Source organism: Vibrio navarrensis (assembly GCF_000764325.1).
Lineage (GTDB): Bacteria > Pseudomonadota > Gammaproteobacteria > Enterobacterales > Vibrionaceae > Vibrio > Vibrio navarrensis.
The window spans coordinates 401,394-427,708 of sequence record NZ_JMCG01000001.1; the positions used below are offsets into that span (position 1 = coordinate 401,394).

21 protein-coding genes are annotated in these 26,315 nt (G+C 46.9%); 13 read left to right on the plus strand and 8 right to left on the minus strand.

Features of this window, described 5'->3' with window-relative positions; all coding sequences use genetic code 11:
• Nucleotides 1–141 precede the first annotated feature (141 nt).
• Complete coding sequence (locus EA26_RS01835; protein ID WP_039422773.1) at nucleotides 142–2,118, plus strand: LTA synthase family protein; 1,977 nt, start codon at nucleotides 142–144, stop codon at nucleotides 2,116–2,118.
• A 42-nt stretch (nucleotides 2,119–2,160) separates the two neighbouring features.
• Here the strand turns inward: EA26_RS01835 and coaD are convergent, their stop codons facing one another.
• Nucleotides 2,161–2,655, minus strand: a complete 495-nt coding sequence (coaD, locus tag EA26_RS01840) for a pantetheine-phosphate adenylyltransferase (protein ID WP_039422774.1) — start codon at nucleotides 2,653–2,655, stop codon at nucleotides 2,161–2,163.
• A gap of 87 nt (nucleotides 2,656–2,742) precedes the next feature.
• Here coaD and EA26_RS01845 point away from each other — a divergent pair, with 87 nt between their 5' ends.
• Nucleotides 2,743–3,777, plus strand: coding sequence for a glycosyltransferase family 9 protein (locus EA26_RS01845; protein ID WP_039422775.1), 1,035 nt, complete (start codon nucleotides 2,743–2,745; stop codon nucleotides 3,775–3,777).
• On the opposite strand, the gene EA26_RS01850 is transcribed toward EA26_RS01845, so the two are convergent.
• Together EA26_RS01850 and EA26_RS01855 are read right to left on the minus strand one after the other, a co-directional pair.
• Nucleotides 3,746–4,549: a glycosyltransferase family 2 protein gene (locus EA26_RS01850; RefSeq protein WP_039422777.1), complete on the minus strand. Its 804-nt coding sequence runs from the start codon at nucleotides 4,547–4,549 to the stop codon at nucleotides 3,746–3,748. The genes EA26_RS01845 and EA26_RS01850 overlap by 32 nt on opposite strands.
• Nucleotides 4,542–5,609 (minus strand): glycosyltransferase family 9 protein, encoded by a 1,068-nt coding sequence (locus EA26_RS01855; protein WP_039422779.1) that lies wholly within the window; start codon nucleotides 5,607–5,609, stop codon nucleotides 4,542–4,544. The genes EA26_RS01850 and EA26_RS01855 overlap by 8 nt, the downstream gene beginning before the upstream one ends.
• Nucleotides 5,610–5,714: 105 nt before the next feature.
• Here EA26_RS01855 and EA26_RS01860 point away from each other — a divergent pair, with 105 nt between their 5' ends.
• From EA26_RS01860 to pseI, 10 genes are all read left to right on the plus strand, one after another.
• Entirely contained in the window at nucleotides 5,715–6,104 is a 390-nt protein-coding gene (locus EA26_RS01860) for a diacylglycerol kinase (protein WP_039422781.1), read from the plus strand.
• A gap of 2 nt (nucleotides 6,105–6,106) precedes the next feature.
• Nucleotides 6,107–6,817 (plus strand): 3-deoxy-D-manno-octulosonic acid kinase, encoded by a 711-nt coding sequence (locus EA26_RS01865; protein ID WP_039422783.1) that lies wholly within the window; start codon nucleotides 6,107–6,109, stop codon nucleotides 6,815–6,817.
• 27 nt (nucleotides 6,818–6,844) lie between these two features.
• A complete protein-coding gene (locus tag EA26_RS01870) occupies nucleotides 6,845–8,680 on the plus strand; it encodes a DUF3413 domain-containing protein (protein WP_039422785.1) in 1,836 nt (611 codons plus the stop codon).
• Between the two features lie 368 nt (nucleotides 8,681–9,048).
• Nucleotides 9,049–9,483, plus strand: a complete 435-nt coding sequence (gene tnpA, locus EA26_RS01875; protein WP_039422787.1) for an IS200/IS605 family transposase — start codon at nucleotides 9,049–9,051, stop codon at nucleotides 9,481–9,483.
• A gap of 814 nt (nucleotides 9,484–10,297) precedes the next feature.
• Complete coding sequence (locus EA26_RS01885) at nucleotides 10,298–11,794, plus strand: hypothetical protein (RefSeq protein WP_039422789.1); 1,497 nt, start codon at nucleotides 10,298–10,300, stop codon at nucleotides 11,792–11,794.
• Nucleotides 11,795–11,826: 32 nt separating this feature from the next.
• The gene (gene pseB / locus EA26_RS01890) at nucleotides 11,827–12,840 is read left to right on the plus strand and encodes a UDP-N-acetylglucosamine 4,6-dehydratase (inverting) (RefSeq protein WP_039422791.1); all 1,014 of its coding nucleotides are present in this window, start codon (nucleotides 11,827–11,829) and stop codon (nucleotides 12,838–12,840) included.
• Nucleotides 12,837–14,012 carry a UDP-4-amino-4,6-dideoxy-N-acetyl-beta-L-altrosamine transaminase gene (gene pseC / locus EA26_RS01895; protein WP_152593647.1) on the plus strand — a complete coding sequence of 392 codons (1,176 nt, stop codon included), beginning with the start codon at nucleotides 12,837–12,839 and terminating at the stop codon, nucleotides 14,010–14,012. Before pseB ends, pseC begins: the two co-directional genes overlap by 4 nt.
• Nucleotides 14,012–14,713, plus strand: coding sequence for a pseudaminic acid cytidylyltransferase (gene pseF / locus EA26_RS01900; protein ID WP_039422793.1), 702 nt, complete (start codon nucleotides 14,012–14,014; stop codon nucleotides 14,711–14,713). Before pseC ends, pseF begins: the two co-directional genes overlap by 1 nt.
• Before the next feature lie 8 nt (nucleotides 14,714–14,721).
• Nucleotides 14,722–16,230 (plus strand): UDP-2,4-diacetamido-2,4,6-trideoxy-beta-L-altropyranose hydrolase, encoded by a 1,509-nt coding sequence (gene pseG / locus EA26_RS01905; RefSeq protein WP_039422795.1) that lies wholly within the window; start codon nucleotides 14,722–14,724, stop codon nucleotides 16,228–16,230.
• Between the two features lie 7 nt (nucleotides 16,231–16,237).
• Nucleotides 16,238–17,290 (plus strand): pseudaminic acid synthase, encoded by a 1,053-nt coding sequence (pseI, locus tag EA26_RS01910; RefSeq protein ID WP_039422797.1) that lies wholly within the window; start codon nucleotides 16,238–16,240, stop codon nucleotides 17,288–17,290.
• A gap of 71 nt (nucleotides 17,291–17,361) precedes the next feature.
• On the opposite strand, the gene EA26_RS01915 is transcribed toward pseI, so the two are convergent.
• The 5 genes from EA26_RS01915 to rfaD all read right to left on the minus strand — a co-directional run bounded on the left by EA26_RS01915 (nucleotide 17,362) and on the right by rfaD (nucleotide 22,792).
• Entirely contained in the window at nucleotides 17,362–18,375 is a 1,014-nt protein-coding gene (locus EA26_RS01915; RefSeq protein WP_039422799.1) for a hypothetical protein, read from the minus strand.
• On the minus strand, nucleotides 18,372–19,661 hold the full coding sequence (gene waaA, locus EA26_RS01920) for a lipid IV(A) 3-deoxy-D-manno-octulosonic acid transferase (RefSeq protein WP_039422800.1): 1,290 nt from the start codon (nucleotides 19,659–19,661) through the stop codon (nucleotides 18,372–18,374). The genes EA26_RS01915 and waaA overlap by 4 nt, the downstream gene beginning before the upstream one ends.
• A complete protein-coding gene (gene waaF / locus EA26_RS01925) occupies nucleotides 19,655–20,713 on the minus strand; it encodes a lipopolysaccharide heptosyltransferase II (RefSeq protein ID WP_039422803.1) in 1,059 nt (352 codons plus the stop codon). Before waaF ends, waaA begins: the two co-directional genes overlap by 7 nt.
• Nucleotides 20,707–21,699 carry a lauroyl-Kdo(2)-lipid IV(A) myristoyltransferase gene (gene lpxM, locus EA26_RS01930; RefSeq protein WP_039422805.1) on the minus strand — a complete coding sequence of 331 codons (993 nt, stop codon included), beginning with the start codon at nucleotides 21,697–21,699 and terminating at the stop codon, nucleotides 20,707–20,709. Before lpxM ends, waaF begins: the two co-directional genes overlap by 7 nt.
• A gap of 151 nt (nucleotides 21,700–21,850) precedes the next feature.
• Nucleotides 21,851–22,792 carry an ADP-glyceromanno-heptose 6-epimerase gene (rfaD, locus tag EA26_RS01935; RefSeq protein WP_039422807.1) on the minus strand — a complete coding sequence of 314 codons (942 nt, stop codon included), beginning with the start codon at nucleotides 22,790–22,792 and terminating at the stop codon, nucleotides 21,851–21,853.
• A 273-nt stretch (nucleotides 22,793–23,065) separates the two neighbouring features.
• On the opposite strand from rfaD, the gene EA26_RS01940 reads away from it, so the two are divergent.
• Entirely contained in the window at nucleotides 23,066–26,305 is a 3,240-nt protein-coding gene (locus EA26_RS01940; RefSeq protein WP_039422809.1) for a hypothetical protein, read from the plus strand.
• The last annotated feature ends 10 nt before the right edge of the window (nucleotides 26,306–26,315 follow it).

Consider the following 26,315-nt stretch of genomic DNA (forward strand, 5'->3'; position numbering starts at 1 on the left):
TGGGTTAGATATTTTGCGTCCATTCCACTAAAGAAATGCGGCAGTAAGATGCCAGTTTTTTGAAGCTATTGTGAAGCGACGCGAGCGAACACTGTGCTATGATGCCGTCCTGTTTTTTATCATCACTGGATGTCGTGGAATATGGGCTTTCAACAGCAGTTCCGACAGCTACTGCGAATTTTATTGATAGTGTTTTTGGCCGCGTTGATGCTGATGAGCATCTCGCGTGGCTGGTTTCTTTTACTCGCGGCGGATTTGGCCCGTTTGCCCGCTCTCAGCCAAGATGTGTGGCGCGCTTTTTATGTCGGCTTGCGTTTTGATGCCAAGGTGATCGCTTTAGCGTTCGCCCCACTGCTTTTGTCTGGGCTCGTGATGGCGGCATCACATCGCCTCTTCTGCTGGTGGCGTAAGCTTTTGCCAAGTTATGTTGGGCTCATTTTCTTCCTGCTCACCGCTTTTTCGATAGGTAACTATTACTACTACGTTACTTACGGCAACTACATTGATGTGTTTGCCTTTGGCTTGTTTGATGATGACACTCACGCCGTATTGGCGAATGCTTGGCAAGACTATCCGATTTTACGCTCTTTCTTTATTTCAGTTGCGCTGGCATGGTTGGCCTATCAGGGCGCAGCTTGGTTGGCGGCACGCGCCAAGCAGTGGTGTGGCCCTGCTCGGCATTGGAGCGTGACAACACTTTCTGTCTTCGCAACCATCCTAGTATACGTTATCGTTGCGCGCGGCTCGCTCGGTACCTTACCGCTAAAGCGCTATCACGCCAATGTGTCGGAATACAAGGTGCTTAATATCATCACGCCGAACGCCTTTATGGCGCTTGATTGGGCCAAAAGCGATTATAAAAAACAGTCGAAATTCGAACCGATTTCAGTCGAAGAGTTGCAAGCGCAAATGTTAAAAGTGCTCGGTCAACCGACCCCAGAGTACCGCACTCCAGAGAACCGTTATTTAGCAGAAAATCCACCGCATGTGGTGATGGCTTTGATGGAAGGCATGGGCAACAACGTGCTGATTGAAGACGATGCACAAAACAACGATTTGCTTGGCGCGTTGCGTGAAGGTTTTGAGCAAGATTTTGTCTTCAAGCGTTTTATGGCGGGCACATCGGCGACCATTGACAGCATAGTAATGATGTTGCTGCACAGCGACGTACCGACCATCAGCCACTCCAGCGCGCAAAAAGTGGCTTTGCCCTCTTCGGCGGTGCTGCCTTACAAACGTGCAGGTTATCGTGTGGTGTTTATCTATGGCGGAAACAGCATGTGGCGCAACTTATCTAATTACTTGCCAGTGCAAGGGTTTGATCAAGTTTACGATGAGAACAGCATCAAAAACGTCTTTCCAGAGGCAGGCCAATACGCCGATACGTGGGGCGTGCCGGATGAATTCACTTTTAAGTTCGCCCGTAAGCTCTTAGATGAAGCGACGCAGCCGACGCTGATCTACATTATGACGGTAACCAATCATTCGCCGTTTCGTGCGCCCGACTATTACCAGCCTAAACCAGTTCACGTTAGTGAACGGTTAGCTGCGCTGCTTGGCCCAATGGCGGATCAAGGTGAAAAGCTGCTACAGGCATATCAATATGCCAACGATTCATTAGGACAGTTTGTCCAAGGGATCAAAGCCTCTTCCCTTGCTGATAAGACCATCATCGCCGCGTCGGGTGATCATCGAGTGCGTTATTTGTCGATAGAGCGTGAAGATGAGTTTGGCTTAACCTTTGGCGTGCCGTTCTATCTCTATGCACCGCAATCGATCTTAACTCAGGTTGATTTCCACTACGATGCGAGTCGAATGGGTTCACACCGTGATATTTTCCCAACGCTTTATAGCTTAAGCCTTTCTGGGCAGAGCTATATTTCTTTGGGTGGAGAGAATCTGCTCTCCAGCCAGGAGGTGAGTAACATCGGCTTTAACGCATCGCGAGTGATCACTTCGCAAGGTGCGTACAGCACTGGTCAGCCAGACGTGTTGTATCCGTGGGCGGATGGTTTGCTGTCGCAGACAGAAACCCGGGTTAACCCAGACCCAGAATGGGCCCAAGAGTATCGCAAGTTGATGAATGCGTATTTGCGCTATCAGGTGACTCAGCCGTAACCAGTTCCCGCTGAGCCATTCGCTCAGCGGAACTTGATAGGATTAGATTTTTTTCTTTTGATGCAGCGCTTGTGCCACAATCGGCGGGACAAACTGGCTCACATCGCCGCCATGGATGGCCACTTCTCGCACGATAGTCGAGGAGATAAAGGCGTGCTCTTCCGAAGGGGTGAGAAACACGCTTTCAAGCCCGGGCAGCAAGCGGCGGTACATATTGGTCAGGCCAAACTCATACTCGAAATCGACCGTAGTGCGCAAACCGCGGATGAGCACGTTGGCGTCGACGTCACGAGCAAAGTCGACCATGAGACCAGTAAATCCCTGTGCGGTGACATTGTCGAGATGACTTGTGACCTGACGGGCAAAGTCCACTCGCTCGTCTAAGGTAAACATGGTGTTTTTGCTTGGGCTGGCGGCCACCGCGATGATCACTTCGTCAAACATTTTTGCCGCACGTTCCACCAGATCCAAATGGCCATTGGTGATAGGGTCGAAGGTGCCAGGGTAAACCACTCTTGAAATTACTTTTTTTGACACGTTGAAATACTCTTCAGCTCAAAATGTCTACATGCTATCAATATGCATGTATCATGACGACAGAAAAAATCGAATGCGAACAGATAAATGAAAAAATTACTGGTGATCCGAAACGATAAAATTGGCGATTTTATGTTGGCTTGGCCAAGCTTTGCGATGCTCAAGCAATCGATGCCCGAATCCCACATTACCGCGTTGGTGCCTCGTTATACACAAGAGCTGGCTCGACTCTGTCCGTGGATTGATGAGGTGATGATCGATCCCACGGAAAAGGGCAGTAAAGAGGCGCAGAAACAGTTGGTTGCAGAGATGAAAGCGCGTCAGTTTGACGCTTCGATCAACCTCTTTTCAACCACATATAATGCCCTGTTGGTGTGGAAAGCGGGCATTCGCTATCGTTTAGCACCAGCAACCAAAATCGCGCAGATTTTTTACAATCGCCGTATCAAACAAAAACGTTCGCGCTCGGCCAAGCCTGAGTATCAATACAATCTCGATTTGATTCGCGCTTTCTTAGCAGAGCAAGGCATTACTCCGGTCGAACCGCAGGCACCGTTCTTGCAGTTTGATGCTAGCGAACTGGCGATACAAAAAATCAAACTCGCGGAGCAACTGGGCATTGAAGCGCATAAAGCGTGGGTGATGGTGCACGCTGGCACAGGGGGATCGGCCAACAATCTCACCCTGACACAATACGCGCAGTTGTTGAAAGGCATTGATGCTGACTTTCAGTTGATTGTGACGGCAGGGCCTGGGGAAGAGCAGAAAGCACGGGATTTGCTCGAAGAATATACCGCGCTCGGCGGACATGGCGTGGTGTATGATGAGAATGAAGGGCTGGTGGACTTTACCCGTTCCATCGCTTGCGCTGATTTGTTTATCGCGGGGTCAACCGGGCCGTTGCATATAGCGGCAACCTTGGATGTACCGACCATAGGTTTCTTCCCGAGTAAACGCTCGTCGACCCCTTTACGTTGGCAGCCGCTCAATTCTCCAGGGCGTCACTTGGCGTTTTCTCCGCCAAAAGGCGGCGGTGAGGCCGCGGAGGCCGATATGAGCCGCATCGACATCAACGCGGCACTACAATCCCTTAATCCTTGGGTTTCTCAGTACTTGTCCTAATCCATAAATCAGCGTACTTCACCAAAGTGGAGTGCGCTGAGAGTAGCGATAGCAAAAATCCTTGTTTGCCATCTAAAAAACCAGCTTTGACAATGTACATTTTGACAAAGCAAGCGATGGCATGCACCACACCTTCGCTAATGCTGCTTTTCTTGCCACGTTTTTCTCGCTGCTCGGCCCATGCTTTCGCGTATCCGGCCGATTTAACCAAATAGTGGTGCAAATCGTTGTACGTGTAGTGAATCGCGTCGCCTTGTAGCTCTTTTACCTGCATAGCGCCGGAGATCTCAACCTTCTCGTGCACCAGCGCGTCGTCGTATTGGGTCAATTTTGTGGGGTAAAGACGAACCACACGATCCGGATACCAGCCGCAGTGACGAATATAGCGCCCAAATACCCAACTCAATCGACACATGCTATAGAGTGTATTGGATTCATTGCGCTGTACCGCTTGCAAAATACTGTTTTTGAGTTCTGGTGTGACGCGCTCATCGGCATCCAGCCACAAGACATAATCGGATTCGATATGTTGCTGCGCCAAGCGACGTTGTGGACCAAAACCTGGCCACGCTGTGTTGACGAAGAATTTATCGGTGTACTTTCTCGCAATCGCTTCGGTTTCGTCGCTGCTGCCTGAATCGAGAATGACAATTTCATCCACCCAGCCTTCGACGGTTTTTAAGCAGGCATCCAGATTAGACGCTTCGTTTTTGACGATCAGCGCAACGGCCAACGTCGGTTTGCTTGTGGCCTTGGCCGGAAAATCAGACATCTTGCCTACCTTTGGGGTTGTTATCTTGAATGAGCCTATCGAATGCGGTTTTCACGGCATCCAAGGTGATTTCTTGCATTATGTGCTTACCTTTCACGCGTGTACTCCACGCCAGTTGCGCCGCAGGTTTGCCGTATTGTTGCTCGGCGAAAGATTCATATACGCTTACCACCTGCGCTAAATTGTTGTAAGGGCCGGTGCGCTTGGGGTTGCTGTGACCATAAAGGCCAATCACCGGTGTGCCTTGAGTGGTGGCGATATGCGCTGGTCCGGAATCGGGGGCCACCACCACGCTTGCTTTGGCTAACAGCGCGGCGAGCTGTTTTAAGTTGGTTTGCCCAACCAAGTTGAGCGCAGGGTGCGACATTTGACGAATAATCTCATCTGCGAGGCGTTTTTCACGTTCTGCCGGAGAGCCACAAATCGCCACTTGATAACCGTGCGTATAGGCGTAGTCGGCGAGAGCGGCGTATCGTTCACTCAGCCAGTTGCGCTCATCTTTACTCGCGGCTGGCGAGATAACTAAGGTCGGTTTATCGCCCAGCGCGTCGCTGGCAAACTGACGATCCGCGGCGCTAATCGGCAGATTCCACAGAGGAAGTGAGCGCGGAACGCCCAAGTACTCAATAAACGAGTAGAAGCTGTCCAACACGTGGGCGGAGTCGGTGTCGGCAATCTTGTGATTCGTAAACAGCCACTGACCCTCTTTAGCCCGTTTCAAATGAAATCCGACTTTATAACGCGCCTTAATGCCCAAGGTTAACAGACTAGCGCGCAAGGCGAGCTGCATATGGACCAGCGCATCGAAACGACGTCCTTGCAATTGTGCCCACACTGCCTGCATTCCTTTAAGACCTTGCTTTTTGTCAAAGACGATCAGCTCAACGCCTTCAAGCCCTTGTAAAAGCTGCGCTTCCACTTTGCCGATAATCCAAGTCACTTTGGTCTCTGGCCAGTGACGCTGCAAGGCTTGTACGGCAGCCACCGCATGACAGACATCGCCAATGGCGGATAATCTTAGGAAACAAACAGAGTCTGGGGCTTGGCTAAACAGCGGCATAATTAAAGCTCACAAAAAAATCTGGCTAAATTATGCAGATACCCGAGATAAATGTAAAATGAGCCTCTTTGAAAACCGCGCAGACATTACAAGGCAGCACCTTTTATGACTCAGGAGAATCTTGGCAAACCGGGGAATACCGGCGTCAAACGGATTATTAAAGCGACAGGCTATTCGATTCAAGGATTGAAAGCGGCGTTTAAACACGAAGCGGCGGTACGTCAAGAATCGGCCTTGCTACTGGCGGCAATTGTGTTGGTTTGCTGGCTGGACGTGACCGTGCTCGAGCGAATTGCCATGCTGGCAGTCGTGGTGCTGGTGTTAATTGTTGAACTGTTAAATTCTGCCATTGAGGCGGTGGTGGATAGGATCGGTGTCGAGCGCCATGAGCTAAGTGGCCGGGCGAAAGATATCGGCTCGGCGGCCGTTTTAGTCGCGCTGACCTTTGCCGGATTCACTTGGCTGTACATCATCGGCAGTTACCACTGGTGGTAAACATGATACAACGCAAGCAAATTGGCGATACCTATCTCTGTTATGACGCAGAGATCGTTGCCGACCCGACTTTACCACTATTTGATGCAGACTATTGGCAGCAAAACAACCTTGTACAGGGGAGCGCTCTTGGCCGAGGCACTACATGGTTTGTGCAGCTAGGGGATAGACAGGCCGCGCTGCGCCATTACCGCCGTGGTGGCCTATTTGGTAAGTTGGTTAAAGATCGCTATTGGTTCACGAGTTGGGATAAGACTCGCAGTGTGGCCGAGTTTGAGCTTCTGAGCCAACTGCGCACGGCGGGCGTCAATGTCCCTAGGCCGATTGCCGCCCGAGCGGTGAAAAAAGGGCCGTTTTATCAAGCGGATTTGCTTAGTGAACGGATTGCCAACGCGCAAGACTTAGTTGCTCTTTTACAAGCGTCTCACTTGGGTGCGGAGCGTTATCATCAAATTGGGATCGAAATTGCCAAGATGCACCAAGTGGGCGTCAATCATACCGATCTGAACATCCACAATATTCTGTTGGATGATCAGCAAAAGGTATGGATTATCGATTTTGATAAGTGCTTTGCACAGCCGGGAGAAGCGTGGAAACAAGCGAACTTAGCCCGCTTACTACGCTCATTTAACAAAGAGTTAGTGAAACGAAACATTCACTGGCAGCGCGATGACTTTCAAGCCTTGCTGCAAGGCTACCAAAGCGTCCGATAACTCATCATTAGTTTCAGGAAATAGTACATGTCCTTCAAACAAAAGCTGCATGCTCACGGTTGGTTTATTCTGATTAACGCCCTAGTGCTCATGCTCATCGCCAGCCGTTTTTTCGCGTTTTTACCTGAGTTTCCGAGCGATCCGTTAGGCATCGCTTTTATTCTCGTGGGCACCTGGGGGCAAATGACACTGCTTGCCGCGTTGATTGGTCTGCTTGCCATTCCAGCGCTGCTACTACCTCAATCGCTGCGCAATGGTACTCAAGCTTTGATTGCCTCACTCGGCGTCGCGACGCTGTTTATTGATACCATCGTCTTTGCGCAATATCGATTCCATATTAATGCCGTGGTGCTTGAACTGGTGATGTCAGGGCAGATTGTCAGCTTCCCGTTGATTACTTGGCTGATGGTAATTGGTGGTGTGGGTATTCTGTTGGCGGCGCAGTGGTGGTTAATTCGCTGGCTAGAAGCTGGAGCGCCAGTGCGCAACCTGAAGCTAGGACGTAAGTTTGCGCTTTTGACCTTCGTGGCATTACTTGCAACTAACGCCATTCATATTTGGGCGGCCGCGCATGCCTATCAGCCTGTGACGACCGTCAAACGCTACTTGCCGCTGTTCTATCCTGCAACGGCAGATAAATTTATGCGTAAACGCGGTTGGGTGGATGAAGAAGCGTTGGAAAGGCAGAAGGCATTGGCTTTTAAGCGTAAAAACGATCTCAACTATCCTTTGGCTCCACTGCAAACTCAACCAGTCGCAAAACCGTTGAACATCATGTTGCTGGTGGTCGATTCATGGCGTGCAGACACTTTTAACGCGGAAAACTCCCCTAATATGTGGAAATATGCTCAAGCGGGTGTGGTGTTCAATAACCATATCTCCACGGGGAATGCGACCCGTACGGGGATTTTTGGGCTATTTTACGGAGTACCGGGAACGTACTGGCATGGCTTTTTAGCCAACCAGCAAAGCCCAGTGTTGATTGATCGTCTGCAAGCGATGGATTATCAGCTTGGTATCTTTACCGCTGCACAATTGCGTAAGCCCGAGTTCAATCAAACCGTGTTCACCAAAGTGAACGACTTGCGTATTGGCTCAAAAGGCAACCGCCCATCCGAGTTGGATGCCGACTTAACCCAAGATTGGCTAGCTTGGTACGATCAACGTGATAAGTCGAAGCCAACGTTCTCTTTCTTGTTTTACGATGCGCCACATGGCTATGATTTCCCGCCCAATTTCGAACCGAAATATGAGCCGATGCTGAAAGAGGTAAACTATCTCAAGCTAAATAACGACACGGATCCAACGCCATTTTTCAATCGCTACAAAACCAGCGTGCGTTATGTCGATTCAATGGCGGCCAAAGTGCTCGATAAACTCAAAGAGAGTGGCGATCTAGAAAATACCCTAGTGATCATTACTGGTGACCACGGGCAAGAGATGAACGACAACAAGCTCAACTTCTGGGGGCATAATAGCAACTTTACCGATGCACAGGTCAACGTGCCGTTTGCGATATTTGGCCCCGGTGTTGATGCTGAAAACATGCAGTGGAGCACCGAGGCGCTAACCAGTCATCAAGATGTGGTGCCTACTTTGATGAAGCATTATCTTGGCGTCACCAACGACGTTAAAGATTACTCAGTCGGCGAAGATTTGCTGGGCAAAGCGGTAAAACGTGATTGGATCATTTCCTCTAACTACAGTGGCTATGCCATCATTACCAATGACAACATTCTCGAAGTGGGTGGCGGTGGCCAGTACCAGTTTATGGACAAAACCAACCGCCAATTGAAAGATCAACAACCTAACTTTACTTATCTGCAGCAAGCGCTAGAGCAGATTAGTCGGTTTTATAGATAACATAATATATGGCCCTTGTATTTTCAGGGCCTTTTTGTGTGCTAATTGAAATCCTTTGGGTATATCAAGGTGTATGTGCTTGAATTTACAAAAGGATTGATCTCCAAAAAATTTTCCCCAAAAGATGTATTTATATAAGATGAGATATCAAAATTTATGTTATAAATTTTAGCATCAGGAATTAAGCTTGATAGAGTGACTAAAGCAGTGGAGCCAATCCCATATATTTCCTTAATGTTTACATTTTTATTTTCAGCCCTAAACCACCTACTTCAGTAGGTGGTTATCATTCAATTAGGCTTGGCCTGTAGTTCTACCCATGCTAATTGCTCCCTTGATTTTTAGCGAAGTCAAAGAGGACAAATAACATGAGTAGATACAAGCAAGCTTCCCACGTATTTTGGAGATGTCAATATCACATCGTATGGACTCCAAAGTATCGGTTTCGGATATTGAAGAACAATGTTGGTAAAGAGGTTTATCGGTGTATATATGTGTACTGTAATCAACTTGGATGTGAAGTCGTAGAGCTGAATGTCCAAGTAGATCATGTGCACTTAGTGGTTAAGGTGCCACCCAAGCTATCAATATCCAAGTTGATGGGGGTATTGAAGGGCAAAATAGCCCTGAAAGTATTCAGTAAATTTCCATATCTACGGAAGAATAAACTGTGGGGTAATCACTTTTGGCAGCGAGGCTATTTTGTCGATAGTGTTGGAATTAATGAAGAAATAATCCGACGATATGTCAGACATCAGGAAAAGAAAGAGCGCCAGGAGCAGCAAGAATTAGCGCTGGACTAAACAAAGGCCCCCCTTTTAGGGGGCTCTCACAAAGCCACCTTCTTTAGAAGGTGGTTTTTTACTCATTAATTCTATTTCTATTGGAAATACTGGTCTTACGTATACTACATTTTTAATTTTTAGAATCTTACGTTCTACTTCTTTGGATTCTGTTCTATGGGGGAATAATAAATTTTGATTTTATAAAATTTAGCTCGTTCTTTATTATCGGTATTTCACTTTTTTCCAAGTCAAAAATAGTGAATATATAAACCTTTTTGATGGAAAAATATCTCTAGGTGGCGAGAATCTAAGTAGATTGAAAATGAAGTTGTACTTTTTATTTGAAAATAATAATTTGTAATTTTTTATCTTTGATTTGTATTCTCTCAGCGTTAAAACACCACCATCATCAATCATAATCTCTTTTTCTGCGTGAAAATTGTTCAGAAACACATTTGTTCTCCATGCCGAGTAATCAGCAAAGAAAAAAGTTTCTATTTTATTATTTGTTGTTATTTTCTTTACTTTTGACATGACTAATAAGATAGAAAGAACTTTGTTTCTTCTTGGTAAATATATGATGTGGTCCCATTCTTTTAATGTAAGCATCGATTTTATTTACTTTCTTCCGGTATTTGTTTTTACCTTCCCTTAAGGTAAGAATATTATTCTGACAGTTAAACTCTATTCTTTCCTCTATAGCGTTTAATATCTGTAAAGGTGATGTGACTAGAAATATATTCATAATGACAAGGATCTCAGTGTATGCTAAAATAATTATATTAAAAATAGATTCTTCTTTGAAAATAACAAACAGATTTGGTGATATCTCATGATTAATGTGATCTACATACCAGCGGGTAGGGCTGTATGGTTGGATGTGGCTAAAGAACTCAAAATAGCCAAATTTGATATTAAAATTTGGCTTGGGGATCCTAAGTTAGATGATAGAGCTAAAGAGCTGTTCCCCAGTTGTAATGTAGAAAATTTTTTTAGAGTAAATAAAGGGTTGTTAGGGAAAAGAAAAATAGTTCATACTCCTTCAAGAGAAATTTTATTAGATAAGAAGTTTTTTGTTTTAAAAGACAAAGTCTACAAGATAATGGATCGACAGGATGATATACGACGCTTTTCTAGGCTAGAAAGAGAGGCTGTTTTTTATTTGTGGTTCAATTATTATTATAATATTATAGTTGATGAGAACATAAAATTGTTAGTGGCATCGGAAGCGCCACACTCTCCTGTAGGTATGGTCTTGTATGGCTTGTGTGAAATATTAAATATACCAAGATACCATCTCATGCAGTCGGGTGTTGCTCCATTAATGCATGTATGTAAAGATTTTTATGGAACGGTTGTTAATGTATGCCGTAACGAAAAAGTTGCAAGCATCTTTAAAGACATATATACAGATTATGTAAGTTCATTTTCTTCTTCTCCTGAAGAACCGTTATATATGATCAATCAAAAAAAACATGACATTAAGAAAGAAAGACTTGGTATTATTAAATACTTAGAGCTCTTTGGGAAGGGGGTTAAATATTCTAGGAAAAAGAAGCAAAGAAATAGTTATGCGATAAATAATAACTTTTTTTATGAGGATAATAGTAGGAGCGTATTTTCTCAGTTAATTTCAAATAAAATACACACTAAACTGGAAAATGCATATTTAACAAATGTTATACCTCTTTCTCTAAATTTGGATTATGTTTACTATCCACTTCACTATGAGCCAGAAAGAACATCTAACCCTGATGGTGGATTGTACTACCAATCTTATGACGCTATTATTGCGCTACGGAGTTTTATACCGAAAAATATTCCTATATATGTTAAGGAACATTATTCTCAATTTACGCGTATGCTTCCTGGTTATCGTGGAAAAAGTCCTTATCTTTATAAAGTACTCACTGACATTCCGAATGTATTTTTGGTTGATCTAAACGTTAAGTCTGAGACATTAGTTAGAAATGCCCTTCTTACTGTGAGCCAAACAGGTACGGCGTGTATTGAAGCGGCATGTTTTGAGCGAAAATCGATTTTGATGGGTGATACTTGGTTTTCTGGGATACCAAACGTGTACAGTTTTAGTGCACTTCAGTCATTTGAAGATTTGATGTTGGAGCGAAATCATTCAAGAGAAGAAGTTCTGGAATCCTTGTTAGGTTGGATAGATAATAAGGCTATACCTGGATGTGTAAATCCATCTAGCGAAGAGTATTTTAGGCAGAAATTTTCTGACGCAAAGTATGCAGCAATGTTTGATGATAAAATAATGGTAAAACAGTATGTTGCAACGATTATTAACGACTTGCAAAAGTGTCACTGATCTAGATGGCTCAAGAATTAACTGGAGAAAATATGTTAAATAATAAAACAGTCCTGATTACTGGTGGAACTGGTTCATTTGGTAAGCAGTTCGTCAAAACAATCCTTAACCGTTATCCAGCAGTGAAGAAAATAATCATTTTCTCTCGTGATGAACTGAAGCAGTTTGAGCTGAAACAGCAGTATCCACACAACCAGTACCCTCAACTTCGTTTCTTTATTGGCGATGTGCGTGATCGTAACCGTATGATCCAAGCTTGTGAAGGGGTTGATGTGATCATTCATGCTGCCGCGATCAAACAAGTAGATACCGCCGAATACAACCCAACAGAGTGTATTCGTACCAACATCGATGGGGCGGAGAATGTTATTCAGGCCGCGCTTCAGTGTGGTGTCAAAGATGTTGTTGCCCTTTCGACAGATAAAGCCTGCGCACCCATTAACCTTTATGGCGCCACCAAGCTCGCATCAGATAAGCTGTTTACTGCAGCGAATAACATCAAGGGCTCAAAGAAAATCCGTTTTAGTGTCGTGCGTTACGGCAACGTCATGGGCTCTCGTGGTTCAGTGATTCCTTTCTTTTTGAAAAAGCGTGCAGAAGGTGTGTTACCGATCACTCATGAAGAGATGACGCGTTTTAATATTTCATTGCAAGATGGCGTAAACATGGTGATGTATGCGCTTGAGCACCATCTTGGCGGTGAAATTTTTGTACCGAAGATCCCATCGTACAAGATATTAGATATCGCAAAAGCCATTGCACCTGAGTGCAAAACTGAGGTTGTTGGGATCCGCCCAGGTGAGAAACTGCACGAAGAGATGATCACCGACACAGACTCTCTTAATACTATCGACCTTGGTAAGTATTACGCGATTCTGCCTTCTGTTTCCTTTACTTACACCGAAGCAGAATATCTCAAACACCACAAAGCTGAAAAAGTGCCGTTTGGATTTAAATACAACTCCGGTACCAATACAGAGTGGGAAAGTATTGAAAGCTTACGCGAGCTCATCAAAGAGCACGTAGATCCCAACTTTGCAGTGTGAGAGCCGCAGTGATCCCTTACGGAAAGCAAGACATAAGTCAGCAAGATATTGATAGTGTCGTTGAGGTGTTGAAATCCGATTTCCTCACCCAAGGACCTCAAGTTCCTGCGTTTGAAAAAACCTTAACTGAGCATACTGGAGCGAAGTTCGCCTTTGCCGTCAATAGTGCGACCTCGGCGCTGCACATGGCCTGTTTAGCACTGGGACTGGGTGAAGGGGATTGGTTGTGGACGTCACCTATTACGTTCGTCGCGTCGGCAAATTGTGCCTTGTATTGTGGCGCAAAGGTGGACTTTGTCGATATCGACCCCGCAACGTATAACCTATGCCCCCGCAAGCTCGAAGAAAAACTCATCAAGGCCAAAGCGAAGGGCATGCTGCCGAAAATCGTGGTGCCCGTTCATCTGTGTGGTCAGCCCTGCGACATGCAAGCCATTGGTAAGTTAGCGAAGGAGTACGGATTTCACGTGATTGAAGATGCCTCGCATGCCATTGGAGGCAAGTACCGTGGTCAGCCGATTGGCAATTGTGACTATTCAGACATTACCGTATTTAGTTTCCACCCGGTGAAAATAGTCACCACTGCCGAGGGTGGGGCTGCTTTGACTAATCACCCAGATCTTGCAGACAAGTTGGCGTTACTGCGCAGTCATGGCATTACCCGCGATCCAAAGCAGATGGAAGGGGAAAGCCATGGCGGCTGGTATTATCAGCAGATCGCCTTGGGTTACAACTACCGAATGACAGAGCTTCAAGCGGCGTTGGGCGTGAGCCAAATGCAGCGGTTGGAAGATTTTGTCACTGCCCGACATCAGATTGCGCAACGTTACAATGAACAATTGGCTGATTTACCTATTGTGCTACCGTACCAACTACCGGAAACGTATTCTGGCTTACATCTCTATGTGATTCGTTTGTGCTTAGAGGAGATCGGATTAAGTCACAAGCAGGTATTTGATGCACTGCGTGAGCGAGGGATCGGTGTGAACCTGCACTATATTCCGGTCCATACGCAGCCCTATTACGCCAAGATGGGCTTTAGTGTAGGAGATTTCCCGGAATCTGAACGCTACTATCAAGAAGCGATGTCACTTCCCATGTTTCATGGTATGACACTTGAGCAACAAAATACCGTGGTTCAAATTCTCACCGACGTATTACAGAGACGCTAATGAAAATCGCGATTATTCCAGCACGAGGTGGTAGCAAACGCATACCAAGGAAAAATATCAAGGCGTTTCATGGTAAGCCGATGATCGCTTATTCCATTGAAGCCGCCTTGGCCTCTGGCTGTTTTGATAAAGTGATCGTATCAACCGATGACGCTGAAATTGCCCAGGTCGCCCAGGCTCATGGGGCTGAGGTGCCTTTTTTACGGCCGACAGACATTTCTGACGACTATGCGACGACGATGGACGTTATGGCTCATGCGATTCATTGGTGTCAAAATGAAGGTTGGGATATTGAAGCGGTCTGCTGTTTATACGCAACGGCGCCGTTCGTGCGATCTGAAGATTTGCAGCAAGGCTATGCTCTATTGCAAGAGACAGGAGTGCAATTTGTCTTTAGTGCAACATCGTTCCCATTCCCCATTCAGCGTGCAATCAAACTGGGTCAAGACGGTGGCGTTTCGATGTTTGCACCAGAAAATGAGCAAGTAAGATCACAAGATCTTGAGGAAGCCTATCATGATGCAGGGCAGTTTTATTGGGGGCAGACCGATGCCTTTGTGGAAAAACGTTCTGTTTTTTCACCTCACTCTCGAATCGTGCTTCTTCCTAGAAAGCGTGTTCAAGACATCGATACACTTGAGGACTGGGAGTTCGCCGAATCCTTATTTACTGCCTTGAAACTCGTTAAGTCACAAAGTTAGGGTAAGTCATGAAGGTTGTTTTCCGAGTCGATGCGTCTTTATTGATCGGCAGTGGGCATGTGATGCGTTGCCTGGTACTTGCTAATGAGTTACGCCGCAAAGGGCATGAAATTCTGTTCGCTTGCACGCCACTCACCGGAGATATGCGTTCGTTTATCCTGGAGCGAGGATTTGACGTTTTGGCTCTTCCCGAGCCTCGAGAAGTGATGAAGCCCGCGCATGATGCCGACTATGAGGCGTGGCTGCAAAAGAGCGTGGATGCCGATGCCGATGATTTCTTAAGGGCCGTGTCCGCGGCAGATCTGGTCATTACCGATCACTATGCGATTGGAGAACCTTGGCAGAAACGGGTCAAAGCATCGCTCGGTTGTCGCTTGCTTGCCATTGACGATTTAGCAAGGCATCATCGAGCGGATCTGATATTGGATCAAACGCTAGGACGTGAGCAAGCCGCTTATGCCGAGTCAAAAACACGCGTGCTGGTTGGTAGTGAGTATGCCTTGTTGCAGCGAGGTTTCTCGAGTCAGCGAGAAGCCGCACTTGGCCGAGCGTTGTCAGAAGACCGTCCTAAAGTACTGGTTTCGATGGGCGGAATTGACGCCCCCAATGCCACCTTAAAAGTGCTTGAGTCATTGTGTCATCCACAAATAGACGCTGAAATTACTGTGCTCTTATCCCCGCGAGCACCTCACTTTCATAAAGTGAAAGCGTGGTGTGCTTTGCACTCGCAGGTCACGCATCAAGAATTTGTCGAAGATATGGCCAGCTTAATGTTGGCTCATGATGTGGCGATTGGTGCACCAGGCACCACCAGTTGGGAGCGTGCTTGTCTTGGCTTACCCAGCATTATTGTTCCCTTAGCTGAAAATCAACAGCTAATCTGCCAGCAGCTCGTCAAGCGCCATGCGGCCTTGCAAGTCGATATCGATGTTATCCCTCAGCGTTTAGCCGATGAGTACCAGAAGCTGCTAAAGCAATGGTCACAGATCAAAGACACCAATTTGGCGCTTTGTGATGGACGGGGTGCTCGTCGAGTCGTGTTTGAAATCGAACAGTTACTAGGAGAAGAGAAAGAAGGGATCAGTTTGGTGCGGGCGTTACCAGAAGATATTGCATTGATTTATGAATGGCAGTGCCATCCAGAGACCAGAAAACATGCATTAACGCCAAATATACCAACGTGGGATGAACATCATGCCTGGATGTCGAGAAAATTACGCTCAGTTACAGACTACTACTATATGGTTGTGGAGCGAGCTAATGAAGGCCAAAAAGTGGGTGCCGTTCGTTTAGATAGAATGCGTCCAGGACACTATCTTGTCTCCATTTTTGTTGATCCGCAGAATTATGGGAAAGGAATAGCGTACAAAGCGCTACGAGCAATTGATGCAATCCATCCCGATGTGACACTTCATGCCACTGTTTTGAAAGCCAACATTGCATCACAACGACTGTTCCAAAAAGCCGACTACCAACAAGTCGATGAAGAAACTTATATCCGTCAACCCATTGATTGAGGCAAAAATGACGCCATTTATAACCATTGACGGCCGCAAAATCGGTCCGGATTATCCTCCCTATATTATTGCAGAACTTTCCGCTAATCATAATGGCGATATCAACCGTGCTTTCCAAATTATGGAAGAAGCAAAAAAGGCGGGGGCTGATGCGATCAAATTACAAACTTATACCCATGAAACAATCACTATGGATTGTGACTCTGAGGAGTTCCAAATTCATGGAGGCTTATGGGATGGCCAGACCCTGTACGAACTTTATAAGGGAGCGCATATGCCTTGGGAGTGGCATAAGCCGCTCTTTGAGAAAGCCAAACAGCTAGGCATAACCATATTTAGCTCTCCGTTTGATTTCACAGCGGTTGACCTTTTAGAAGAACTGGACGCGCCTGCGTATAAAATCGCTTCTTTCGAGTTGATAGACTTGCCCTTGATTAAGCGAGTAGCACAGACGGGCAAGCCAATGATTATGTCAACAGGCATGGCAAATGAAGTGGAGATTGCAGAGGCTATCAAGACAGCGAAAGAGAATGGTTGCCAGGAACTCGTGGTACTTCACTGTGTGAGTGGTTACCCAGCGCCTGCCGATCAATATAATCTCAGAACAATTGCAGATATTGCTGAGCGTTTTAATGTTCTTGCAGGGCTTTCGGATCACACAATAGACAATGCGACGGCGGTGACATCAGTGGCGCTTGGGGCTTGTTTGATAGAAAAACATGTGACGATGGATCGAAATGGTGGTGGTGCCGACGATAGCTTTTCATTAGAGCCGCATGAGCTGCAAGCATTGTGCCGAGATACAAAGACCGCTTGGGCAGCTTTGGGTAAAGTGAATTACGAGCGTACCGAGGCAGAGAAAGGCAATGTTAAGTTCCGTCGCTCTTTATATATTGTAAAGGATATCAAAGCGGGGGAGGTCTTAACCGAAGAGCATGTGCGTAGTATTCGGCCTGGCTTTGGCTTAGCGCCTAAGTATTATGATGAAGTTTTGGGGAAAAAAGCGAAAACAAACATCGCTAGAGGAACAGCACTACGATTTGATTTGATTGAAGAGTAGTTCAGAATCATAGCTCTATATTTCTCTTTTTCTGGATAAAAATAAGGCTGCATTGAATATGTAGCCTTATTTTATTCAATGGTTATGTTTTCAATACCGCATCTTGTGAATAGATTCGCAATGCGACTCTCCCTCTGCTTCACATGCTCATCTAGATTGTAGTCTTGGTTTAAGTTGTTGTTTTCTAGATTAAATATTGGCATGTTTGGGTACAATATTAACGATGTGTATTGTACCGTTGAAAGTATACCAACAAGAGCTGATAAATGAATTCTCTTATCAATAAGTTCTATCTCGAGTGGTAGCTCACTATGATGGTAAGTAACATTATCTAGTGCTAATATTTTATTTCTAACTTCTTCTGATTCTGTTCTATGTGGAAAATATAATATAGGTTTGTTTAGTTTCTTCTGAAAATACGATACTTCCTTTATATAGCTTGCTATTGTTTTTCTACGTTTATGGCCAATAGCCCCTTGTCCAATAAATCCTATTGGAGCATTTGGATCATATAGTGATTCTAGGTTATATTGACTTTTTAAGTGTTCAAAGGTGTTTCGTTCAATGTGATGTATAGGTGATGGAATATCAAAAATCGTAAATAATTCAAGGTTAGTAGATTGAGGCATTTTACCAACTGGTTGGCAACCTCTAAGTCGAGTCATAAGGTCAGGCATTAGACGTGGTCGGTAATAGCAAGTTTTGGGTCTAATAACTTCTTCATACTCATTAATTGTTAATGTTCCATCATCAAAATAGACTTCTTTAACAATGTCTAAGTTTCGTAAAATTAGCTTTGTACGCCAAGCATTATATTCTGCATGGAAAAAGTGATCAATGACACGACCATGTGCCATTTTCCTGATTTTTCGTATAACCGATGGTACCTGTTTGCTGCGAGAAGTTCGACCGATTGTTATCACGCAATCCCATTCAGAAAAATTAACGAGTTTATTTTGTTGGGTAATACCAGGTTCTGACTCTTGGTTTACTAGTATTAGAATGTTTTCTTTGGTTTTATAGTGGGCCTTGGCTTCACAAGCACAAATATACTGAAATGGTGATGTGACTAAGAACACGTTCATATTGTTGAATCCGTAGTGACTGACAGTTTCATACTCACAGACAAAGTACGAGCAAGTGAACCTTGATTATTATGTACCACTCCATATGCTGATTTCGCGAGTTTACAACACAATGAGTTGTTATGTAGGAGGCGAGCTATATGGAGAGCGATGTCAGTGCCTTCACTAACGATGATGCCATTGGCTTGCTGTAATTCTACGGTAATTTCTTTAAAATTAAAGAAACTCGGCCCAGTTATAACAGGAACTCCCAGCGCTGCTGGCTCTAACACATTATGCCCGCCTACTTTGTCTCCAATCAGGCTTCCACCCATAAAACAGACATCAGCTGCGCCCAGCAAGATCAACATCTCTCCCATGGTGTCGCCTAGGTAAACTTGAGTCGAGTCGCTAACGTCTTGCTGTTGCGTGCGCCTTATCGTTTCAAACCCTTGTGCTTGGCACAGTTCGAACACCGAATCGAAACGCTCTGGGTGACGAGGAACTAAAATCAACAGAGCGTTGGAGTGCGATTCAAGTACTTGTCGATGTGCGGCCAATACCTGTTCATCTTCGCCTTTGTGGGTGCTCGCGGCTATCCAGATAGGTCTGTCTTGGCCAAGCTGAGCGCGCAATTCAGCGCCTTTGCGTTTGATCTCATCAGAGATATGGATATCGAATTTTATCGAACCCGTGACGCAGAGTTTCTCTGCCGCGACCCCAAGCTTGGCGAAACGATCCGCGTCTGCTTGGGATTGGCAAAGAACTTTACTCAAACAAGGATGGATCAGGTTAAATAGCGGCTGCACTTTGGCGTAGTTTTGCTGAGATTTTTCTGATAAACGAGCATTGACCACGATAATCGGAATATTGGCTTTGTGCACGGTGGCTAAGGTGTTGGGCCACAGCTCGGTTTCGATGATCAGCATCTTAGCGGGATTGACCACTTTAAGAAAACCACGGACGGCAAAAGCGAAATCGATCGGCATATAGCGGTGTTCGACTAAATCACCCAGCTTTTCGATTTGTTCTGCGCCAGTACTCGTCGTGGTGGTCACGACAATCCGTTGCTCCGGGATTTGCGCTTTGATGGCTTTGATGAGCGGAATCGCCGCGAGGCTTTCACCGACAGAGACGGCATGGATCCACAGTGGTCTCGCTTGCCCATCAAGTTTGGGCGTGATACCGAAATGCTCTTTCCAGCGCGCCCCAAACTTTGGCTTATTCGCTTTGCTGCGATACAAGCCGAACAGTAGCAAAGGCGCGGCAAGGGCCAGAATCAGCGTATAGAACAGCCGCACTAACATGCGCTCACCGCAATGGCATCGAGCTTACGAATGCTGTCTAACACTTGCTTTGGTGTCAGTTCCGACAAACATTTGAGATGCTGGTACTGGCACTCACGTTTAAAGCAGGGGCGACATTCAATATCGGTATGCACAATCTCGACCTTTTCGGCCAGCGGTGGGGTGTATTTCGGCGAGGTCGAGCCATACACCGCCACTACATTACAACCAACCGCCGCGGCGACATGCATCAGGCCTGAATCGTTACTCACCACCGTGTGACAAGCTGCCAGCAGATCCACCGCTTCGATAAGGCTGGTTTGCCCGGCTAACACTTGGATTTGAGCATGATACTCGCTCGGCACGCGCTGTTTAATGCTGTTGCAGGTGTCGAGATCTTTTTGCGAGCCAAACAGCCATACTTGATGGCCTTGCTGGCACATGGCATGGGCGACTTCGGCATAATGGCTTTCTGGCCATTTTTTAGCCGGGCCAAACTCGGCGCCAGGGCAAAGGCCAATGGCTTTGCTTTGTGTAGAGAGATCAAACTTCGCCAGCGTTTGTTGCTGCGCTTCGACATCGATGGAAAGCTTAGGACGAGGCAGCGTTTCCAGGCCACCGAGCGAGGCGGAATCGACCATTTGCGCTCGCGGATGAGCCAGCGCCACGTAGCGCTCGACCATATACTGGAAGGCTTTTTTATTAGGGCGTAAATCATTGAGCAGGCCATAACGCAGCTCACCGCGCCAGCCTGTGCGCAGAGGAATATTGGCAAACCAAGGAATGAGCGCCGATTTGGCCGAGTTAGGCAAAACGTAGGCGTGATCGTACTTAAACTCGCGCAGCGACTTACCGATTTCACGACGGCCCAGCAAGTTAAACTCCCCATGGCCAAGCGGCATTTCAATCGCTCGGTTCACTTCGGGCATGCGTTCTAAGATGGGTTTACACCAGCCTGGCGCCATCACATCAATCAGCGCATCAGGGTGTTGCTGCTTAAGTGTGGTGTAAAGTGACTGCGACATCACCATATCGCCCACCCATGAAGGGCCAATAACTAAGATCTTCATGATTTTACCGCCGGTTTCTTTAAATCTTCATTGTTGTAAGGGCTGCGCTCGTTGGGATCGGGCCGCGTACGCAGAAGTTGGAACGTCCACATGTACTGTTCTGGATAACGAGAGACTTGCTGTTCGATAAAGACGTTCATGGCTCTGGCATCGGCGTGTTCATCCCCACTTGGGAAGTTCTCCCACACAGGAGAAATTGTGATTTCATATTTGCCAGTTTCGGTATTAAGGCGAGTAAAGGCAGCTAGTACCTTGGCTTTACTCACTTTAGCCAGTTTGCCTAAACCCGGTAAGGTGGCTTTCTGAGTGGCAAAAAAATCGACGAACAGGCTCTGTTCACGGCCATGATCTTGGTCAGGAAGATAATAACCGATATACCCCTCGCGCACCGATTTCATGTAAGGTTTTATTCCGGCGCTGCGCTCGTAAATTCGTCCACCAAATTGCATACGTTGCCTGTGCATCAGCCAATCACCAACCGGGTTTTTTTGCTCTTTGACCATGGCCACCACTGGGCTGCCTTTTGAGGCGAGCAATACTGGCAAAACATCAATCGCCCAAGTGTGTGGCGTGAGTAAAATGACGTTGTGGCCTTGCTCTCGAACCGTTTGTAAATGCTCTAGACCTTTTATTGAACAGCTCTTTTCTAAATAGCGTTTGCCAAAGAGGGTGATGAGCGGAAAGTTGAGTAGAAAGACCCCTGCTGTGGTTAGGCACTCCAACAAGATGGCTTCTTTCTCATTATCACTTTTGTCCGGAAAGCATAAGGTTAAGTTGGCCCAGATGTTGTGCACAGTACGCGGTGGGTTACTGGCAAGATTTTTAGCGATTTTACTGGCAATCCAATATTGTAAACGGATGGGCAGTAAAGCAATCGGCAACCCCACAATCAGGCCTAGCCATATTCCCCAATATTTAGGTGCAAGAAAACCCCACTGGAAGGTGGGGTGGTATGCTTTAGGATCGAAGTCGTTTCGTTCAGTTTTCATACTAATTTTTTTAGAGCAGGTGCTAGGAAGAGCGGCCCTAGGGAAGAGCGGGCCCTGGGCCCTAGGAAGAGCAAAACCTATCAACCTAGAACCCAGTCCCTAGCAACCCAGAACCTAGAAACCTAGTCCCTAGAGCCTACCCCCTAGAAACCTAACCATTAACAATCGCCATATACTCCGCTACCCCTTCGGCGACGGTCTTAAACTCGACATCACAGCCGGCAGCGCGCAGTTTGGTTAGGTCGGCTTGGGTAAATTCTTGGTAAGCGCCTTTTAGATGTTCAGGAAACGGGATGGTTTCGATCTCGCCTTTACCATGATGTTTGATCACCGCCTTGGCCACTTCTTCGAAGGATTCTGCGTTGCCAGTGCCGCAGTTAAAGATGCCAGAGACACCGTTTTGCATAAACCACAAGTTCACCTTACACACATCACCGACGTAGATGAAGTCACGTTTGAACTGTTCACTGCCAGCAAATAGCTTTGGATTCTCACCGGCAAGAATTTGATTATTGAGGTGGAACGCCACCGAGGCCATGCTGCCTTTATGCTGTTCACGTGGGCCGTAGACATTGAAGTAACGAAAGCCAGTGATCTGCGAGAGTTTTTCACCGTGTTCTTCGGCATCTTGCCATAGACGACGCACGTAGTTATCAAACTGCTGTTTTGAGTAACCGTAGACATTCAGTGCGCCTTCGTACTCCTGCTCCTCTTTAAATACCGAGGTTTCGCCGTAGGTAGCCGCAGAAGAGGCGTATAGAAATGGGATCTCGCGATCCAAACAGTAGTGCAGCAACTCTTTTGAATACTCATAGTTGTTGAGCATCATATACTTGCCGTCCCACTCGGTGGTTGCCGAACAAGCACCTTGGTGGAACACTGCTTCGATCGGGCCGAAATTGTCGCCCGCCATAATTTGGGTAAGAAAATCATCACGATCCATGTAATCGGTGATGTCGAGGTCAACCAGGTTTTTGAACTTTCTACCATTTTTTAGATTGTCTACCACCAAAATATCATTGATGCCAATCTCGTTGAGGGCCTTAACAATATTGCTGCCAATCATGCCAGCGCCACCAGTTACGATGATCATAAATCTTCCGCCATAGGTTAAAAATGCGCTCCGAGTTTAGCAGAAAAAGCGTAGGCGAGGAAACAGGGCAAATCCACGATGAAACGGGGTTCCTACTCAGGTGAATTGAGACTTACTTTCGATAACTGCAAGCAAACTTATCCCAATCTCACATTTTTTTACGCAATATTCATGAAATAGTCTTTCTGTCTAATAATTAATCCATATAGCAAATATATCGTCTACATTCATTGTAGTTGCAAAATCATCAATACAGTCATTGGTAGGATTAATATGACAACCTTCAGTCGCACCGTAATAAGCACTCTTATCGCGGCGGCACTTTCAGCCTGTGGTGGCGGGGATGGCGGCGGCAGTAGCCCAGACCCAGTCGACCCAGTGACCCAAGTGCGTGCCATCAGTACTCAAATCGTTTCCGGTCAAGTGACATCAAGCAGCGGACAACCCGTCGCCAAATCGAGCGTTGCGGTTCAGTTCCAAAGCAGTGATGGTCAGTCATTGCTCGAATTGAGTACCGAAAGTGATGACAGTGGTTTCTATTCTATCTCCGTTCCTGAAATTAAAGCCGATGCTCACCAAGCCAGCCGCTTGGTCGTTTCAGTGGCGAAATCAGGGTTTGTTGATAACGAAAAAAGTATCGACGTTAACGATCAATCCAATCGAATCTCGGTCAATGTGCTCTTGGCCACCGCTCAGGTGAGCACGGTCAAGCGCTCCGACCTTGCTTCTATTGTGGTGTCAGCCAATGGCGTGCCGAGCTTGCGCTTTTCTCTGGTAAAAAATAGCCAAGGACAGCAGCGGGTTGTGGTCGGAGAGGTTTCTCCTGCCGCCGACGAAGATGTGCAGCTTGCGCTTAATCTTCCAGTGGCCAATATCGACCCGAATGTTGAAGCGATCAACAGTGAAGTGGCGTACTTTGATTCGAGTAATGCTAATGATATCCAAAGCTTCCCTGGCGAGTTTGAAGGGCAAGGGACCACGGACAATCAAGGGCAAGGGGTCAATTTTGATAACCAAAACAGCGATGAAAGCTATCGCCTGATCTCCAGTACCTTCAGCCAAATTCGCTTGACCGATGAAAATCAACAGCCGTTACCACTGACCGATGTTCAGCCCGCGGCCGGTGAAAGCCCATCAATTGTGATGATGGTGCCGAAAGGCTCTTACCCGACCATTCAGCGCGATTTTGATTTAACCACAGATGGTATTCAGATCCCGATTTACGTCTATCGCAGTGGACAAGGTTGGCAATATGTCGGGAATGGGGTGCTGGTCAATGATGCGGCAGGCAATGTGGTGACCAGTAGTACGGACATTCCGATTGACGATCAGGGCGTCATTAGCCTAACGGGCCAAGAAGCATTGCAGTTGTACGTTAAGGTAGAGATCAGTCAGGCCAATCAGTGGATTCAGTGGATCAACTTGGACTGGCCGATCAAAGCGGGCGTCAATATCAATATCTGTCTGCAAGGTAAAGTCAGGTACCAAAACGGTGAAACATTCTACGGCCAGATCAGCGTTCGTCTACCTGATGGAGGAACGGAATGGCACTATATCGAAGATGGCGCATACCAAATTAACACTTTGGTATCAGGCACGTCAGCCGAACCGACCAATGGAGCCTTGTGGTCACTGCCAGTCTACAACCAAAAAACCTGGCAGACAGAATATGTGCAGATGCCAGCCACTCTCAACGTCGGTGCGTGTAATGATTTGCCAGAGTTGCTCTTAGTCAACCCTTATGCGTGTACGTTAGAAGGGCACACATTTGAGTCCAATGGCAGCACACCAGTGGCGAATCAATACGTACGCATCAGTCATGCGCGTGGTCAGGACTATGCCTACACCGGTACCGACGGTTCTTACAGCCAAAGCGTATTGTGTGACAGTCCACTTGCGGTCAGCGCCCTTGGGCAGAATAAAACCGAGACGGTGACGAGCGCACAACAAAAAGCGACGTTGGATTTCATCAAAGCCAATCAGCCACCGCTACTAGGGGCGCTGCTGCGCACGCCATCACAAATGAAAATCGATGAAAGCGCCGATCTGCGTTGGTCGGTTTCCGATCCAGACGGAGATGCCGTGACGGTCAATATCGAGTGCGAAGGCGATGACAACTGCACCATTGAGCGCAGTGGCACGCGAGCGACCATCACCTTCAGTTCGATTGGCGAGAAAACGCTGGTGATCAGTGCGGATGATGGACAAACCCGTACTACTGGCAGCGTTAATCCAATACGCCGCTTCCCGATTACCGTGCGTGACAGCGACAACATCGCGCCGCAAATCATCGGTTTTGATTACGGCAACACCCGTTACTCTGCCGGTCAAACGATTAAAGTCCAGCAAGGTAATCAAGGCATTGTCACCGCCATTGCCCGTGATGGTAACGGCGATACGCTCAGCTATCAATGGAGTGGTAAATGCAGTGGCACTACGACGCAGTGCGATCTCGCCTCAGTCGCAGTTGGCGAACATACCGCCACACTGACTGTCACTGACGATCACAACACGCCGCTCTCGAGCTCGGCCAACATCAAGTTCAAGGTGGTGGCAGATCAAGCGCCAGTGATTGAGGTGCTCAGTGTTAACCCAAGCTCTGTCGGCAGTAACGGGCAGAATAACGTGGCACTGATTACGCTGGCAGCGTTAGTGAGTGATGACTTTACCGCGCGTGATCAACTGCAACTGAGCTGGAACCTAGTCAACAGCGACGAGCAAGATGTCACTTCTTTGCTGGGCGATACACCAGGGCAAACCATTCGTTTGGCGGCCGATACCATCCCCGTTGGCAGTTATCAGGCGACGTTAAGCGTCACCGATACGGCAGCCACGCCAAACGTGAGCAGCAAATCGGTGGCGTTTACTGTGCTGGCCAATCAGCCTCCGTCAGTTGCGCTTAGCAGTAGCGCCACAAAGATCACGGTTTTGCAAGGTCAGATGAACAGTGAGGCGGTGATTGTCACGGCGACAGTGTCGGATGACGACGGCGACGCAGGCCTCACGCTGGATTGGACTATGACGAAAGACGCTCAAGACATGAGCAGCGCACTGGCGTTGTCCGCTGACGAGCGGCAAGCAACGATCGCGGCGAACAGCTTGAGTGCAGGCAACTATGTGATCACGCTAAAAGCGACCGATGCGGTTGGTTTGAGCAGCGAATCGCAGTTGACCGTGAGTGTGGTCGAAGACAAAGCGCCGCAAATTCTTTCGTTGACAGCAACGCCAAGAATTCAAAAAGCGAATGAGTCGGGCACCAACCCGGACGCGATTCACTTCAGTGTTAGCGTGAGTGACGACAACGACGATGCTCCAACAGTGGAGTGGACGTTTAGCACGGGCGTAACGGCAACGGACAATGGCAACACTGCCAGCATTGCAGCCGAAAGCTTAGCGGTTGGCGAATATCAAGCCAGCGTCACGGTCACGGATAACCAAGGTCAGGCGACAACGCAAAATCTCGCCTTCTCGGTACTCGAATTTTCAGGAAACATCGGAATTATTGTCGAATAATTGGCAGGGA